General features: G+C 65.7%; 10 protein-coding genes. 2 read left to right on the top strand and 8 right to left on the bottom strand.

Annotated elements, in window-relative coordinates:
* The first annotated feature begins 215 nt into the window (after positions 1-215).
* Positions 216-4,709, top strand: a complete 4,494-nt coding sequence (mobF, locus tag ACFTWF_RS22605; protein WP_378463416.1) for a MobF family relaxase — start codon at positions 216-218, stop codon at positions 4,707-4,709.
* Between the two features lie 57 nt (positions 4,710-4,766).
* On the top strand, positions 4,767-6,548 hold the full coding sequence (locus ACFTWF_RS22610; protein WP_378463417.1) for an AAA family ATPase: 1,782 nt from the start codon (positions 4,767-4,769) through the stop codon (positions 6,546-6,548).
* Between the two features lie 1,027 nt (positions 6,549-7,575).
* Here the strand turns inward: ACFTWF_RS22610 and ACFTWF_RS22615 are convergent.
* From ACFTWF_RS22615 to ACFTWF_RS22650, 8 genes are all read right to left on the bottom strand, one after another.
* The gene (locus ACFTWF_RS22615) at positions 7,576-8,355 is read right to left on the bottom strand and encodes a hypothetical protein (RefSeq protein ID WP_378463418.1); all 780 of its coding nucleotides are present in this window, start codon (positions 8,353-8,355) and stop codon (positions 7,576-7,578) included.
* A gap of 200 nt (positions 8,356-8,555) precedes the next feature.
* Positions 8,556-9,167: a hypothetical protein gene (locus ACFTWF_RS22620; RefSeq protein ID WP_378463419.1), complete on the bottom strand. Its 612-nt coding sequence runs from the start codon at positions 9,165-9,167 to the stop codon at positions 8,556-8,558.
* Complete coding sequence (locus tag ACFTWF_RS22625) at positions 9,167-10,927, bottom strand: type IV secretory system conjugative DNA transfer family protein (protein WP_378463420.1); 1,761 nt, start codon at positions 10,925-10,927, stop codon at positions 9,167-9,169. The genes ACFTWF_RS22620 and ACFTWF_RS22625 overlap by 1 nt, the downstream gene beginning before the upstream one ends.
* Positions 10,924-11,217 (bottom strand): hypothetical protein, encoded by a 294-nt coding sequence (locus ACFTWF_RS22630; protein WP_378463421.1) that lies wholly within the window; start codon positions 11,215-11,217, stop codon positions 10,924-10,926. The genes ACFTWF_RS22625 and ACFTWF_RS22630 overlap by 4 nt, the downstream gene beginning before the upstream one ends.
* Complete coding sequence (locus tag ACFTWF_RS22635) at positions 11,214-12,725, bottom strand: ATP/GTP-binding protein (protein WP_378463422.1); 1,512 nt, start codon at positions 12,723-12,725, stop codon at positions 11,214-11,216. Before ACFTWF_RS22635 ends, ACFTWF_RS22630 begins: the two co-directional genes overlap by 4 nt.
* Positions 12,726-12,740: 15 nt before the next feature.
* A complete protein-coding gene (locus ACFTWF_RS22640; protein ID WP_378463423.1) occupies positions 12,741-14,333 on the bottom strand; it encodes a hypothetical protein in 1,593 nt (530 codons plus the stop codon).
* The gene (locus ACFTWF_RS22645) at positions 14,333-16,597 is read right to left on the bottom strand and encodes a hypothetical protein (RefSeq protein ID WP_378463424.1); all 2,265 of its coding nucleotides are present in this window, start codon (positions 16,595-16,597) and stop codon (positions 14,333-14,335) included. Before ACFTWF_RS22645 ends, ACFTWF_RS22640 begins: the two co-directional genes overlap by 1 nt.
* Positions 16,598-16,609: 12 nt before the next feature.
* The gene (locus tag ACFTWF_RS22650; RefSeq protein WP_378463425.1) at positions 16,610-17,317 is read right to left on the bottom strand and encodes a hypothetical protein; all 708 of its coding nucleotides are present in this window, start codon (positions 17,315-17,317) and stop codon (positions 16,610-16,612) included.
* Between the last annotated feature and the right edge of the window lie 64 nt (positions 17,318-17,381).

The following is a 17,381-nucleotide window of genomic DNA, read 5'->3' on the forward strand; positions in this document are numbered from 1 at the left end:
CCGACGATATCCCCCGTTCAAAACGCCGACAACATCTTTCACCCGTTTCCCGCCGCGAATCGTCGGATTTCGGCCGTCGATCGCGAACAGCCAGGTCATCGGAACATCTCACGATTTCAGTCCGGAAAGTTCAGACACACCTCTTGCTGAATTTCAGACTTCGTGGGGTGTCGCATCTTTCGGCGTCGTATCCGGCGGCTACTGTGGCCGGTGTGATGACGCTCCACGTGCTGCACGCGGGCGATGGCTACGAGTACCTGACCAAGCAGGTCGCCACCGCGGACCGTGAGCTCGAGCACGGCCAGGAGCTGACCGATTACTACACCGCTCACGGCACTCCCCCGGGTCGCTGGTTCGGCTCCGCACTGCCCGATTTGGCGAGCATGGACGCCGCGGTCGACGTTCCCGACGAGCAGCGAATCGTCCTCGGCCAGGTGGTGTCCGAGACTCAGATGAAGGCGTTGTTCGGTGAGGGCATGCACCCCAACGCCGAGCAGATGATCGCCGCCGACATCGCCGACGGCACCACCGCGGAGAAGGCCGTCAAGGCCGCCCGGCTGGGCCGCAAGTTCCCCTCCTTCGCCAACGAGATCCCCCTGCTGAAGGCGCACCGGGCCGCGGTCGAGGGCTACGCGGTGGAGCACGGCCGGCGCCCGAACAAGGCCGAGTCCCAAGCGCTGATGGACCGGGAAGCGCTGCGGCTGTTCACCGACAAGCACGCCCGCCCGCCGCAGGATCAGCGCGAGCTCCGGTCGTGGATCAGCGCCGAGAAGTCGAAGGTCCGCCAGCCCGTCGCCGGGTACGATCTGGTGTTCACCCCACCCAAGAGTGTGTCGGTGGTGTGGGCCCTCGCCGACGACGACACCCGCCGCGAGATCGAGCGGATTCACCACGACACGATCGCCGAGACACTGGGCTGGTACGAGCGCAACGCGTGCTTCACCCGCACCGGATCCACCAGCCAGGAAACCCAGGACACCACCGGATTCGTGGCCACCCTCTACGACCACTACGACTCTCGCGCGGGCGACCCGAACCTGCACACCCACGCCGTGGTCTCGATCAAGGTCCGCACCGAGTCCGACGGAAAATGGCGCGCCCTGGACGGATCGACCATGCACCGCTACGGCGTCGCCGCCTCGCAGCGGTACAACGCCCAGCTCATGTCGAAGCTGCACACCGAACTCGGCTTCGGCCTCACCACCCGGTCCACCGGCCGCGGCCGCCAGGACGTCGTCGAGGTCGCCGAGGTCCCCGAACAGCTCCGGGAAATGTTCTCCTCGCGGCGCACCGAGATCGAGGTCCGCCGCGACCAGCTCGTCGCGCAGTACCGCGCCGAGCACGGCAGGATGCCCTCCCCCAAGGCCATGTTCGGGCTGTACCAGCAGGCGAACCTCGACACCCGCGAAGGCAAGCAACAGCCGCACACTCTCGTCGAGATGCAGCAGGCCTGGCGTGTCCGCTCCGCCCAGGTTCTCGGCGGCGAGCAGCACGTGCACAACCTGACGGCACAGTGGCGGCAGGTCCGCGACGCGCACGCCGCCGGACGCCGCGAGCATCCCACGATGCGCCGCATGACCTCGGTCGAGGACGAGGCGCAGGCCGTGATCACCCGCCTCGAGAACGCCCGCGCAACGTGGGCGCTCCCGCACATTCACAGCGCCGTCGAAGCCAACTTCGCCGCCGTGTCCTTCCCGTCCGAGGCCGCCCGCGAGGCCGCGGTGCAGGCCGTTGCCGCCCACGTCCTCGGGTCGTCGGTGCACCTGCCGACCCCGGTGTTGCCGCCCGCCCCGGATGCATTGCGCCGCCGCACCGGCGAGTTCCTCCTCACCACCCCCGGCTCCCACCTGCACACCTCCCACGGGGTGATCACCGCCGAGCAAAACCTGCTCGATGCGACGACAACCCCCACCGCCTACGTTGCACCACAGTCTCAGCTCGACCGGGTCATCAAGGCCGGCGCCAAGGACACCGGCCGCACCCTCAACGCCGGGCAACGGGCGCTGGCCGAGCATTTCGTCGGCAGCGGCGCCCTCCTGGCGGTTGGAATCGGGCCCGCCGGCACCGGCAAGACCACCGCCATGAAGGCCGTCACCGACACCTGGCAGAAGCTCGGCCACCAGGTCCTTGCACTCGCCCCGTCCGCCGTTGCAGCCGAAACCCTGGGCGAGGAAATCGGCGTGCACGCCCACACCCTCGCCACCCTCACCTACCCCTGGCGCGGGGTCCTCGGCGACCACCCGGGCAGCCTCCCGTCCTCGATCGAGATCACCCCGGGCACCATGCTTCTGGTCGACGAGGCATCCCTCGCCTCCACCAAGGACCTCGCTGCACTCACCGACATCGCCCGCGCACGTGGGGCGATCGTCCGCCTGCTCGGCGACCCCGCCCAACTCGACGCCGTCGAAACCGGTGGCGCCCTACGCCTGCTCGCCGAAGAGACCAAGGCACCCGAACTGACCGACGTGGTCCGGTTCGGCGACGATCTCGAACAGGCCGACAACTCGTTGCACGTGCGCGCCGGAAACCCGGAAAGCCTGGAGTTGTTCGACGACCGTGGTTGGATCCACAGCGGCACCGCCGCCGAGATGAAAACCCAGGCCGCCACCGCCTATATCGCCGACACCGACACCGGCCTCGCCTCCATCGTGATGCTCTCCACCGGAGACGATGTCCGCGAGGTCAACCTCGCCGTGCAGGCCCACCGACGCGGCCGCGGTATCGCCGACGACGCCCACACCACCGTCTTGTCGGACGAGCTCACCGCCGGTGTCGGCGACACCGTCCTGACCCGAAAGAACGACCGAACCCTGCGCACCCTGGGTGGCCGGCGACGGAACATGTTCGTCCGCAACGGTGACCTGTGGACCGTCACCGCCGTCAACCCCGACGGCTCACTGACGGCGCGCAACAAGGCACACCACGGTTCGATCGTGCTGCCCGCGACGTACGTGCGCCGCGACACCGAACTCGGCTACGCCGCCACCGTGCACCGCAGCCAAGGCATCACGGTCGACACCTCCCACACCGCCGTCACCGGAGCCACCAACCGCGCCGGACTGTACGTCGCCGTTACCCGCGGCCGCACCGAGAACCACCTGTACGTGCCCACCGAACCCGGCGTCACCCAGGACACCGAGGGCATGCACCTCGGTGAACACCAGACCCCGCAGGCGCACGACGTGCTGCGGAAGATCCTCGCCGCCGACAACGGACACAAAGCCGCCATCACCGAAATCCGTGACGCCACCAGGCACGCGAACAGCCCCGAACGACTGCACGAGGCGTACCTCGCCGCACAATCGCGGCTCCGGGATCGGTGGCTCGACCACCTCCTCGGCCGAGCCCTCCCCGCCACGATGCTCGCGACGATGGAAGCGGCACACCCGGGCAGCCTCGCCGCCCTCCGAGCGACCCTCACCGAGATCCACGACCGCGGCGACAGCGCCACCCGACTCCTCAACGACGCCCTCGCATCCGGGGAACTACACACCGCCGGTGACGCCGCCGCCGTCCTCAACAGTCGCATCACCAAGGCCACTGCGAACGGCACCGAGGCCGCACCGGCACTACCCCCGCTGCCGGTCCGGACCCCGCACACCGACAAGGAACTCGACGACTACGCCCGCACCGTCGCCGACCTCTACACCGCTGCCCGCCCCGCCACCGAACACGACGAAGACGGCATCGGAGCCAAGATTCGTCAGTACCAGGACACCCAAGCCCGGCTCGATGTCGAGCGCGTCCGACGGCCCGCCCACGCGGTGTTCGACCCCGACCTCGCGGAACAGATCAGCACCGACGCGTCCGCATCCCGGCTCGGGCGTCAGCTTCACAAGGCAGCGCTCGCAGGCCTCGCGCCTGACGACGTCCTGGCCTGGCACGCACACCAACTCACCGAACAGGGCAAACCGATCACCGCCCTCGCCCTGGCCAGTGACATCGCCCCGGCCGTCGCCGCCGCCACCCGCGACCGCAACACCGCATGGCTGACCGAGCACGAAGAACTACTTTGCGAACACTTCCCGATGGCCGCCGGCAAACTCGACGACCCACGGTGGAACGACGCCGCCAGCCGGATACGGCAACTCACCGAGACCAGTGAGAGGGGCCTCGTCGAGCTGTGCGCCGAGTTGCTCGAGCGGACCGGCCGGTGGAACATGATCGGCGGCCTCCTCGATGCGCTCGACGAGATCGCACCCGCCGGACACCACCCCATCAACCCAGAGGCACCGCACTGGGTCGACTCCCCCGCAGCCGATGCCGAACTCGTAGCTCCCGAGCTGGCCGAACAGCTCCGCACCGAATACACCGCCATCGCCGCCGAACACACCCGAATCCAACGCGTCATCAACCCAACCGCCGACGCCACCGAACTGTCGGCGCCCACCCACGAGTTCAGCTTCGCCGACCACCTGGGACCACGACCCGACGACCGCGCACTCGCCCGCCAGTGGGACCGCATCGCGGCCGAGATCTACGCCTACCGCGACACCTATGACATCACCGACACCACCTCCGTGGCTGGTGACCGACCCGAAGACCGGGCCCAACGCAACCACTACGACACGGTTCACGCCGCCCACGAGGCGCTGCACGACAACCTCGGAGCCCACCAGGAACAGCAACAACGGCACGTCGCGGAGTACGAACACCACATTCAGAACCAGGCGCAGATCGACCATCAGCGTCGGGGGCCCCGGATGTGAGGCACAAACTGGGGTAGTACTGGTCGGCTCTCAGGTCGCATGCGCTGGAATGTAGTAGTGCAACTACTTCACGGGATCGGCCTTCGCGGCTTTCGCAGCTTCCACGGGGACCTACAACTACTTGCCCCCCTGCAGAAAATCAATCTCGTCGCCGGACAAAATAACAGCGGTAAGTCCAACGTCTTGCGGTTCGCCGACCAGATCGATCAACTCCTCAAGGAGCAACCCAAGGATCTTGATGTTCCGCGAACGCAAGAGAAGGCCGTCTTTGAGATCGCGATTGCTCTACCGCCGGCGGAGACGGAGGCAATGATCGAGACTGCGGTCAGTCGCTCCGGCAGGGGTGGAGGAGGGACCCTCGAGAGAAGCTTGCGGCAGTTTCTGGACTCGGACCCAATCAAGATCGGCACCGACATGTGCTGGCTCCGAAAATCTGTGGGTGTCAACGAGTCGGTCGGATACGAAGCCCAAGCGATCGAGATTCTCGAGTCTGGACAAGCGTCGGGAGCTAGCGACCTTGCGATGAATCTCCTTAGCCGCTCTGGTGGCGCTCGCGGGGAGAATGAGAGATGTCTGCTTCAGTATCTTGATCAGAATTTTCTGCAGCGTCCTCGCGTGAAGATTGTAGAAGCGTCACGTCGGATTACCGACGCTGATCCAACGGCGGATGGCGGATCTCCGATGACGGGGGACGGACTGGTGCCACGATTACTGGCCTTGCAGAACCCACCGCTGGACCGTGACCAGGATCGTGAACGGTTCGAGGCGATCAACCGGTTCTTGCAGGCCGTGCTCGAAGAGGACGATGCGCGGCTCGAAATAGCCTTCAACGCGCGCGAGATCAACGTGCGACGTAAGGGGTTGTTGCTCCCCTTGACCCACCTGGGCACCGGCGTGTCCCAAGTGGTCATCCTTGCGGCCGCGGCAACGTTGGAACAAGAGACGTTGATCTGCATGGAAGAACCGGAGGTTCACCTACATCCACTGCTGCAGCGGAAGCTGCTGCGCTACCTACACGACTCGACTGAAAACCAGTACCTGATAGCGACTCACTCAGCTCACATGCTTGATTCACGATTCGCGCAGGTCTTCCATGCGACCTATACCTACGAGTCCGGCACCGAGATCTCTAACGCGGGTAACGCACACCAGCTCGCGAACGTCTGCGCCGATCTCGGCTATCGACCCAGCGACCTACTTCAAACTAACGCTGCAATCTGGGTCGAAGGCCCATCAGATCGTATCTACCTCCGCCACTGGCTCAAACTTATGGATCCTGATCTGCGCGAAGGGATCGACTACTCGATCATGTTCTACGGGGGTAGGCTTCTCAGTCATCTCACCGCGCATGATCCTGAAGTGACTGAATTCATCAGTCTTCGCCGGCTGAACAGACATCTCGCGATCATGATCGACAGTGATCGGGAGAGCGCCCGCGCGCGAATCAACGACACTAAGCGTCGTGTAGTCGATGAGCTGTCCATCGAAGGCCAGCCTGGGCATTCGTGGGTTACCAAAGGTCGAACGGTCGAGAATTATGTTCCCAAGGACCTTCTCGACGATGTCCTCTCGAAGCTCTATCCAAAGCGGAAATTGACGCCGAACACCGACCAGTGGAGTGACGTCCTCCGTCCCACAGATGAAAAAAAGGCTCCAGACAAGGTGCGGATCGCACGCGAAGTTGCCGAGAGATGGACCGACGGTCTCGTCCATCTCGACCTTCGCGATCGGGTCTTGGAACTGGCAAATCTCATTCGTCAAGCTAACGGAAACCCACCAATCGAAAAGACTGATGCGCCCCGTACGGACCCCAGATGGACGACCGACGCGCCCGATTAGGCGTAAGAAAGAAGGAAGCCGCCGTTCCCAAAGGGCGACGGCGGCTTCAAAAACCCGAACCAAGCCGGGAATATGGCACAAGTGTAGCGTTTCGCGCGTGCTCATTCAAACGACACCCCGGCAACAGGCGGCGCTGGCAGCGGCCACAGCGAATTCTCGCCTTGCCCCGTTTCGACGAGCGTTCGGGGGTCATCAGGTGCCCGCGTTGAGGCTCTACCTTCTCGACGCGAAACTCTCATCCCACATTCACGCCCACCTGCGGATTGTCGAGGTGCTTCTTCGGCAACAGATGCACGAAGCCTTGAAAGGTCGATACGGCGGGCGCTGGTTCGATAATGCCACCGGAGCTGGGCTGTCACGGGAAGGGCGGGACAAAGTCGGACAGGCATACGACGCGCTTGACCCCACAACGCCGTCGTCGACCCGTGCGTGGGCGTCGAACCCCACCGCCTGCCGCTGACAGGGTTGTGGCGGCGTTGATGCTGGGATTCTGGACATCGCTCCTACGAACGCCAAATGATGTCGACCATCAACGAACGTTGTGGGTCCCGGCTCTTGAGGGTTGCTTCAACAACAACCGACGTCAGGGCCATCCGCAGTGGTCCATGACAGACGCCCAGAAGATCTGTCAGCGGCTCAACTGGGCGCGTAATCGTGTGAGTCACTGCGAGAGTGTGGTATTCGGATTCCCACAGCCGGGTCAGTCGCAAGGGGGACAGCTTCGATACAGCCCCAAGAGAATCGTGGAAGACTGCCGAAGTCTCGCAGGCCGGTTCGACGCCGACATCGAATCGTGGATGAGAACTTCCACGGCAGTGGACCACTTGATCGCTGATCCTGCAGCGAAACATGCCCTCGCGTACAGCGGTAGTCAACCGGGTCGGACGATCACATAATGCAGTTCCACGCTCGCGTGGCAGCTTGTAGGACTTTTGATGAGTTCCGGCGTCTCTGCGCTCTCCTGGTTTCAGATTGAGCTCATTTGTGGTGCTAGTGCCAGTTCGCGAGGCGCATATTAACCTCTCAGTCAATCGGAGACACCCGTACGTGCGGTCCGTGCGACGCGAACGTAGCTTTCGAAAAGGTAGTAGTCGTCCGCAACTTCGCCGAGTAATGCAGGTGGGTTTGGAGCTGTTGAGAAGGTGCCTCGGTCACTGGGAAAAGCGACACCAACCTGCGGACCTCTGACCGCGCTCACTGGCAAGTGCCGCGAGCCGTCCCAATCCTCGAGGTTGTCGGCAGTTACGCGAAACGTCTGTACGTATTCGTCAATGAGATGTGCTAGCGCTTCTCGGATGTCTTCGTCCGTGTACCCGGCGTTGCGAGCTCTCTCGACGTGGTCAGTCGTTGCTCGTGAGAAGCGGTGCCGTAACGATTGTTCGAATGCCGACACGTCTTTGATCGCGTCGGAATTTCCGAGCGTCTTCATCGCTCGCAAGGTGGCCTTAGTCAGTGGATCCATCAATCGAAGGAGGTCCATGTATCCGCCATTTACAGGTGTTCGATGCGCGGGATTACGCACGTCGCTGGCATAGCGCTCCAACTCGTCGGCAATTTTGTCGATCGCGGCTGCGAATCGCTCCGCGTGCGCTTGCCTACGTTCTTCGCGTGCCAGCCTTCGATCGCTGTCGAGTTGGGTGCTGAGCGCGTGGACCGCGAACCAGAGAGCGGCGCCGGCCACTAGAAGCGGTAGTCCGACGTTGGCCAGCCATTCGCTGCTCCACAACACCGACCAGAAGTTGGATAGGGCTGTTTGTACTCCCGCAGGTAGAGACACCTTTGGGAGTATGCCGGTTGTCTGTCTCAATGGTGACACCTTCGCGGTGGAGCAAACGCACGGGGTGTGCCCGCCACGGCACCAAAGGCTGGTCCCAGGCGGAGGCAACCAGGCCGTACTGCCGTGACGAGCACGTGAAGCGCTGGCCGGATCGCCGGTTTGAGCTCGCTATGTGGTGGGCGAGACCGCGGCGGCACCGTCGGTTGGCCGGCGCTTCAGTTCGGGGACGGCTATTGGGCTCGCACGTACTGGCCTGCGTCGTCGTCGTATTCGTATCGGGCATCGCCGATGGTGAACGCCGAGAAATCGTCAGCGGGGTCTTCGGCAACCGCGAGTCCGGTATCGATCGCGGTGATGGCTTCTTCCATACTCAATGTCACCGCAGCATCGGAGGCCGCGGAGTCCAGATCTGTCGGGAAGCCTGCATTTGGCGATTCGGACCGCCGCCTGACATCGGTGTCGACGAACTCGGCGATGGTGGTCAGGGTGTGGACCCTGGCCGGGGTGAACCCGCAGGCATCCTGGGTGCATTGTTCGAAGTCGGTGATCGCCGTCATGCGGGCCATCATCGGGCGCAGTACCTGGTAGTGCCATGCGGCGGGACCGTGGTGGTACGGGTCCTTCGTCTGTTGGTAGGACGACCGGTGGGCCACCATAGCCGCGGTCAGTTCCTCGACGAGTGCGCTGTGTTGGAACCAGCAGGGCCGGATGTCGCGGCCGAAGTCGTAGCGCTCACGCAGCCATTCGACCCAGTGGATGAGTTCGACCCACAGTTCCGACGCAGCCTGCTGATCCAGGTGACGCCAATCAAATGGTCCGGGCCGGTACGGGGGAACACTCATCACACGACTGCTTTCGCGGCGTACTCATCGAACAGTGCCTGGTTGGCCTCGACTCGTTCCTTGATGTTGGGGACATCCCACACTGCCGGGAGGTGCAGTTTTACCGGCGCCATGCCCCGGGCGAGCAGCAATCCCTGATCGGCAGGCATCTGCCGGATCTGGTCGACGGGCATCCGCGGCACTGACCGTGGCGGAGCTAGGGGGCTGGTGTACTCGTCGCGGTTGCCGAGCAGCCGGGAGATCGACGCCAGCTCCTGGTCGTCACCGAGACCGGGGAGGATCAGACGGACCGGAGATTCGGTGGTCAGCCGGCGGCCGGCGACCCGCCCCCACCGGTCTTCGTTCTGGTTCGCGCTGTGCACGACCGCCCAGATCTGGATACCGCGGGCCCCGGAGTCGGTGATGAGCGAGGGCATGTTCGGGATCGCGGCGACGTTGTTCATCTCGTCGAGGACCATCCGCAGCGGTGGGTCGAGCCGGTCGTCCGGGTTGCTCAGGCCGTGGTGCTTGGCGACGTGATACAGCTCCGCGGACAGGACGGTGGTGAACGCGGCCGCGGAGCGGCTGTGCCCCTCGGAGACCAGGTAGATCGTGTTATTTCCCTCGGTGAGCAGGGCTTTCAGATCCGCGGACTTGCCCTGGGGGACGTTGACCGCGTTCATCAACGCCGGCGACGCCAACGGCTCGAGCAGCCGGGTGCAGGCGCTGATCACATCGTCGGAGGAATCGGACTTCGACCCGAGGGCCTGACCGAGTTCGGCGTCCCAGTCCGGCAGGTCGACCGAGAGGACGTCGCGGACGGGTTTGACGGTCCGCGAGGACGCCCACACCTTCACCGTGCGCAGATCCACGCCGGTCACCGCAGCCGCATACAGGTAGCCGCGCATCAGCATGGCGGCCTTGCCGTTCCAGTACCCGGAGTTCTTGGTGTCGTCCATCGGCATGGCCTGCACCAGTGCTTCCGCCCGGCGCAACGCCACCTCGGGGTCTTCGCAGCCGTCGAGGATCGACCACCGCATCTTGTCCGGAAACGCGGTCAGCCCTTCCGGGTCGAAGACCCCGACCTGACCAATCTCGCGGCGTTCGGCCCACGTCGAGCGCAGCAGGTCACCGCGGGTGGTGGTGGCCACGACCGGCCCGACTGCGCTGGTGACTCCCTGCCAGCACACCCGCCAGGTCTTACCCGAACCGGTGGGACCCTCGACGAGGAGCCCGTCCCGGTATTGCAGGTACACACCTTCCTTCTTGGCGTCGTAGAGCGACCCGATCCTGGTGGTCGCGGAGGCGGCGTCGATCTTGCGGAGCGGCACGTCGGCGAGTGAGGCGCGGGTCTTCTTCGCCTTCTTCACCGCTTCCTTCTCGCTGACGCCGTGGCGCACCAGCTCGGCGCGATCAGCGAACCCCTCCCCCCGAACCCGCTGCGCGGCTTTGCGTATCGCGAGCTTCGACGACACATACGCCCCGGCCAGGATGCAGGCCAGCGCGAGAATCCCGATGCAGGTCCAGGTCAGTACCGGTCCCCCGGGTCGCGATCCTTCGGGCCAGGCTGCTGCCGGAGCGCCGGGCGAAAGGAACAAGCCTTTGAGGACGTCGAGGAACCCGTACACACCGGTGGGCAATGCGCCGCCGTGACCGGCGAGGACACCGGAGAGGTAACCACCACCGACCACGCTGACCACGACACTGGCGGCGACGCTTACTGCCGGGAAGAACCCGAACGGGACGACCCTCGGGGCCGGGGGCTGTTGTGCGGTATTCACGACGGGTCCCCCATCGGGTCGGAGGCGTTCAGGTGGCGGCGATCGGTGTACGCGTCCGTGAGCTGCTCGGCGGCGGAGAGGGTCGCGATCGCGATGCATGCGATGCCCGAGACGGTCAGTGCCCCGGCGGCGGTGACCATGGGTGCCCAGGCGTTGGGCATCACCCGGGAGAGGGCGTCGACCAGTGGGTCGCGGAGTACTGGGGCGAGAGCGGGCAACCACAGGAGGGCGGCGGTCGAGACGGCGATGACCAACCGGGTGATGGCGTCCTCGATGAGCTGACGGGTCATGCTGATGCTCCCTTGATCACTTCGTCGGTGTCTGTGAGGGCGATTTCGGTGTCCGAGCGGACGTGTTCCATCAGGATCGGGTCGGCCTTGCCGTATTTGACCAGGCAGTGGCCCTTGTCGAGGGACATGATGATGTCCACCGATCCCGGTGGCAGGTGGTACATCCGGGCGGTCTCCTCGGCGTCCTCGAGCCGGTCCTGCCCGTAGAGGAAGACGATGCCCGCCTCCTTCATCAGCGCCCGCGCCGGTGAGTCCGGCGGCAGGTCGGAGATGTGGTGGAACGCGGAGACGGTAGACAGTCCGAGGCCGCGGGAGAGTTTCATGTTCTCGCGGAACACCTTGCCGGTGGATCCGTCGGCGACGTGCCAGCCCTCTTCGACCAGCAGCAGGGTCTGCTTGTGGTCGGCCGAGCGGGAGGCGAGGACGTTCGCGAGCCAGGTGTTGATCACGGTCATGATCACCCGCAGCGCCGGTCCCTTGGTGGGCAGCGCCGAGACGTCGAAGTGCACGAACGGGTGCTCGAGTGCCTCGCGGATCTCCGGGGAGGTGGCCTCGTCGACCAGGCCCTTGAGGTCGCCCTCGCAGAGCCGGCGCAGCGCCAGGCCGGGGTCGAGGCCCCACCGGCGGGACTCGTCCGCCCACAGCGGGCCGAGGACGTCGGCGCTGTCGGGGCTGGGGTTGAGCAGTTCGTCGGACAGTTCGATGAGGATCGGTTCGCGGTTCTCGGCGCGGGCACGGGCGCCCACGACCTTGAGGGCGAGGTCGACTGCGCCCTTCTCCTTCTCGGTCAGCTCGCGGCCCATCGTGTCCTCGGTGACGGCGCCGACCAGGGCTTCCTGACCGGCGGGGTCGACGCCGTCGACGCGGGCGCCGCCGGAGGCGATCGCCGGGTCGAGCAGGTTCAGTCGCATTCCTTGGGTGCCGGTGCGGAATCGGATCGAGCGGGCGCCGAGGAACTGGGCGATGCCGCTGTATTCGCCGCCCTTGTTGCCCTGGCGCTTCTTGTCGATGACCACGACCTGACGGCGCAGCGTCAGGGGGCGCAGGCACATCGCGGTCTTGATCAGCGAGGACTTCGCCTTGCCGATGTCCCCGATGACGGCGACGTTGATGTTCTCGATTTCCGAGCCGTACAGGGCGAACGGGTCGGTGATCACCATCGACTGGGAGATCTTGTTCAGCCCCGTCATCAGCCCCTCGTGGCGGACCGAGCGGCGGGAGGTGGCCAGGTTCAGCGCTTCGCCCTGCCTGGTGGAGGTCCACGAGCCTTCGACGCGGACCTCGTACCAGCCCCACCGGTCGAGCCACTTCTTCCGGGTCGGTGCCGCCCGGCGGGCGACGGTACGGGGGATCTCGTCATAGGCCTGCGCGACGGCCACCTCTTCCGGGGTGACCGCGCGGATCTTCTTGCGGCCACCGCCGAACCACCAACGGCGGGCGGCTTTCCGGCCGGGTTCCCGAGGGGTGCTCGGGGCTTCGGGGGTGGTGATGGTGTCACTGCTCATCATGGTGGTAGCTCCAGTTCAGAGGAGTCGGGTGGACTTCGCGCGGGTGTGTTTGGTGGCCGCCAGACCCCGACCGAGCGGCAGGGTCAGGAACATCGCGACGTCGTGCCGCTGGTTCTGCCATTCGATTTCGGAGATGCCGCACTCGTCGGCTGCTTGTTCGACGCGCATGCAGGCCCGCAGTGCGTCGTCCTCGTCGCGGCCGGTGACCGAGAGGGCCATCGAGTAGATGACCCCGTGATGCCCGGTTCCGGGTTTGAGGTCCTCACGGCGGCGTGCGGAGGCGCTGGCCATCACTTCGGAGGTGCCGTCGGTGGTCTTGCCCTTGCGTTCTTCGTCGATCTGCTTGGCCCGGTCCTGGGTGGCGTCGACCTTGGCGGCCTCGCGTGCCTTGGATGCCTCGACGAAGTCCATCCGCACCATCACCGTCCGGATCGTGGGGGCGGCGGGGATCTCGTCGTCCCCGGGATCGGGGGCGACCCCGGTCAGCAGCGGCGCCAACCACAGCGGGCCGAGTTCGACCGGTTCGATGGATCGGGCCGGGATGGTCCCGACCCGGGTGTGCCAGTTCCCTGCCACCTCCACGGTGTCCTCGCCGCCGACGTAGGAGGGCCAGCAGTTCTCCCATCGCACGCCCTTGTGTGATTCGAGCGGGAAGGTCGGATCGAGGCAGGAACGGATCACCGCGCAGGCCCGCTGCTCGCCGTAGACCTCGACCCGGCCCATCTTGGCCCGCTCGAGCGCGGCGACCGCCCGCATCGTTTCGTCCCGGATGACCTGCGCGATACCGCCGATCAGGGGTGCGTCCTTCCGGCGGGCCACCCGGGCGCCCTCGGACAACAGGTCCCCCGACTTGGGCAGGATCAGCACGACGTAGGCGCGGTGGCCCTCGGAGTAGGGGCGGATCCGGTCGATGAGCTGGCCGTAGGAGGCAATCGCGGGCAGCACCTGCTCGGCGGCCGGTCCCAGGGCCTGGATCTGTTCGGCGACCCAACTCTCGTGCGGGATCAGATCTTCCGGGACGCTGCGGTGCAGGATCTCGATACCGCGGACGAAGCTGCTGCGTTTGGCGAAACTGGCGAGGGTTCGCCCGAATGCCGATGAGGTCACCGCCCACTCCGGGTCGCCGCGCAGCCCCTCGGCGAGACCCTGCATCGCGATCATCACCGAGTAGTAGTCGTTGTCGCCGGGAGTGCGGTGCTCGACGATGAACATGTCGTCGAGTCCGGTGCCGGTCAGATCGACCGGTTCGGCCCGGTAGAGCGGGACCGGCTTGTCCCACCCCGGATCGGAGTCCGGGTCACCGAACCGCGAATCGGTCGGGTTGACGAAGATGTGCTCACCGCGCTTGCGGCGCGCCTTGTTCCGGATTTCCTTTGCCTTGCGGCTGCCGTAGGACTCGCGGTGATCGATCTCGAGGGTGACCGCGAGAACCGACAGGATCACCAGCAGATCGAAGAGAAGAACCTGCCAGGACGAGCCGACCACGAAGAGTGCGGCGAGCGCGACGACGAGGGTGGCGCACCAGGAGATCACGACCGGTTCGGGGAACGGGAGGATGCCGCGCCGGGCGACTTCGCGGCCGAGGACCGCGGTGCGTTGCTGGTGCATCAGTTGTCTCCGTCCGCGTGTTCGGGGGCGTTCTGCGCCGCTGAGGCGGTCTTGTTCATCGCCGCGCCGGCCGCGGCGAGCGCGATCGGGGCGACCATCCCGGTACCGACCCCGGCCGCGGCGCCGACCAGCTTCTTCTCCGCGCTGCCCATCACCGCGCTCGTGGCACCGGACTTGCTGCCGTGGCCACCGGATGCGGACTGCGTCTGGTGGCTGGTGTTCGCAGCGTGGGTGCTCGACGCCGACTGCTGGTCGGCCGGCGAGGGAGCGTGCCCGCCGCCCGGACCACCCACGGCGGATGCACCGGCGCCGGCGTTGTCGCGGCCCGGTGCGGTGGCGGCGCCGCGGTTGTGGTCGCCGGCACCGCCACCACCGGCGGCCGCCATCTGGTACATCCCGGCGCTCGAGCCGATGGTCTGCCCGGCCGAGGACCCGCTCGATCCGAAGTCCGCGGAATCGGAGGAGGTGGGCAGGACGGGTCCGTACTTGAGCAGCGAGAACGGGGCCAGCCCGATCATCACGAAGCACACCGCGATCAGCGAGAGCTGTCCCAGGGATTCGAGTTCGCCGTCGTCGGCCACCGAGCCTTCGGCAGCGGTGTTGATGACGGAGAAGATGCCGCCGAGCAGCAGCAACAGCAGGGGCTTGGAGAACACGACGCCCAGGAACGTCATCACCGGGCGGAGGGCCTTCTTCCGCCAGACCGGGTGTACCCACATACCGAAGGCGATGGCGGACACGATCGCCAGCAGCGGCAAGGCCGCCGCGTGCATCAAGAACCCGAAGAACATCGACATCGCACCGAGGAACAACAGCCCGAAACCCACGATCGCGGCGATGGGGCCGCCGACCATCGTGGAGTCGGTCAGCGGCCCGAGGACCGCCGAAATGTTGGTGATCACCTCGTCGGTGGTGGTGCCCAGCATTGCGACGATGCCGTTGGTGAGTTCGTGGGCCAACGAGATCACCATCTGCGCGGCACCGGGGGCGAACATCATCGCGATGATCCCCGCCGGCAGGTAGCCGAACAGGTCCTTGGCCAGCTCCATCGGCGGTCTGCTGCCGTCGGAGGCCTTGTGGATCGCCAGCAGCGTCATCAAGGCCATCACCAGGATCCCCAGCCCCGCCGACGCCGCGTAGATCGCGAGGAAGGACTGGTTTCCCGCGTCGAACTCCCCCACTCCGGCCAAGCCGTGCAGCACCGCGGTCGTGGTCGAAATCGATCCGGCCTTGAGCTTGTTCGCCCAGGAATCGACCACATCGGACGGATCATTGACGAAGTCGACGACCTTGGCGGCCGCACCGACGGTGTGGTCCCAGACCCAGGTGAAGCCGTCGGCGAACATCTTCCCCGCCTTGTACTGCGGGGTCGCCTTGAACGCGGACTCGAGGGCAGTACCGAGCCGGTCGGAGAAGCTGGTGTTCTGGTCGATCCAGTTCATGGTTCCGCCGAACAGGGCACCGATCTTGGTGTTCCACGCCGTGCAGGCGGTTTTGTCGTCCATGCGGTTGGTCTTGTCGCAGTTGACGAACATCGCGTGCATGCACAGCACGTCAGGAGCCCCTGAGTTGCAGGTGTCGTCCCACGCGTTCGCCGGAACCATGTCGGCGTGCGGCTGCGCCTTCATGGCTTCGAGCGATGCCGGATCGGGGGTCTTGGCCCAGTCGAACCCCCAGGTGCTCGAGGTTGTTGTGGTCCACCTCGCGACGTCGTCGGCGCACGTGGGCGCCGGTGGCTGCATCCCGGTGTCCCCGGCCGGGTAGACATCCGGGTACACCGCGCCGAGCACGGACTCGTCGGTGATCGACAGGACGGCCTTCTTGTTCGCCTCGACATCGAGAGGGACACCGGTGATTCCGGATTCTTGTCCGCCAGCGTCGACCACCGCCTGAATCAGCACCGGGTCCTTGGTCAGGTTCAGGGTCGGCGCCCACATCGCCAGGCGGACATCATCGGAGGCGGTCCAGTACAGCAACCGCTTCTCCTCGGTCATCACCGAGCCGACGTACTGGCCGATGTCACCGCCCTTGTCCTTGCAGTCCCCGGTGAACCAGGGTGCGGACTTGAATTCGTCTGTCCCGGCGACGAACTGTTTCAAATCCGCCGGGAAGCCCTCGGGCAGTTCCTTGGCCGACTTCGTGGCAGCCGACCCACCGGGACCCGCCTCCGGCACCGCGGTGGGCTCGGCCGCAGCCGGAGTCGAACACAGCAATGCGGGCAGGACCAGGGCGAAGAACGCCAGAATGAGTGTGCGCCACAGCATCGGCCCCACCCCTTAGTTGACGTAGAACGTGTAGAAGCCGCCCGCACCCTGCTGGGCGAGCGGGGAATCAGCGGCCGGGAACTGGGCGTCCTTAAGCTCCGGTCCGCTGGCGAAACTCCAGTCCACGGCCTTCCAGTCGTCGCCCTCCCACACCAGCTTCACCGTGGTCGTGGCATACACCGACAAGATCCCGACCTTGTCGGTGTCGGCACTGATCGGTGCCTGACTCACGCCCATCCCCCACTCCGACACCGTCGCCGCATCCTGGGTGAAGTCGGTGACGGTCACGATCAGCGGGACATTGTTGACTGTCCCCTTCGATTCCTCGCGGCCGCTGGCCGAGTCGAGGACCGTGGTCAGAGCTGTGCTCGGAGAGGAACCGACGGCGAGTTCGCGCAGCTTCGCCCCGTCGACCCGGCCCTGGTCGGTCTGTCCGAGGGCCTGGATGAAGTTCACCGCCGCCGTCTGCGCGCCGGCCTGATCGCGGGTGTAGCCGCGGGGCACACCGTCGATGATCGTGTTCGGCCCGTGGGCGGTGCGGATCGCGTCGGAGCCGGTGGCCTCGTCCTTCCCGCCGCTGGAGGTCACCGCGATGATCAGCGCGACCACCAGCAGCACCGCCACACCGATCACGGTCGGCAGCACCCACTTACGGCCACCTTTGGACGGTCCGCTGGTGCCCGTTGCGAAGGTCGGTCCCGTCGTTGAGCTGGTGCTCACTGAGGAAAAGTCTTTCGGCATTCGAGTTTCCTTGTCTGCTGGAAGTGTTGGTGGTCAGAAGACG

The sequence above is a fragment of the Rhodococcus sp. NPDC056960 genome (assembly GCF_042674125.1).
Taxonomy (GTDB): domain Bacteria; phylum Actinomycetota; class Actinomycetes; order Mycobacteriales; family Mycobacteriaceae; genus Rhodococcus_F.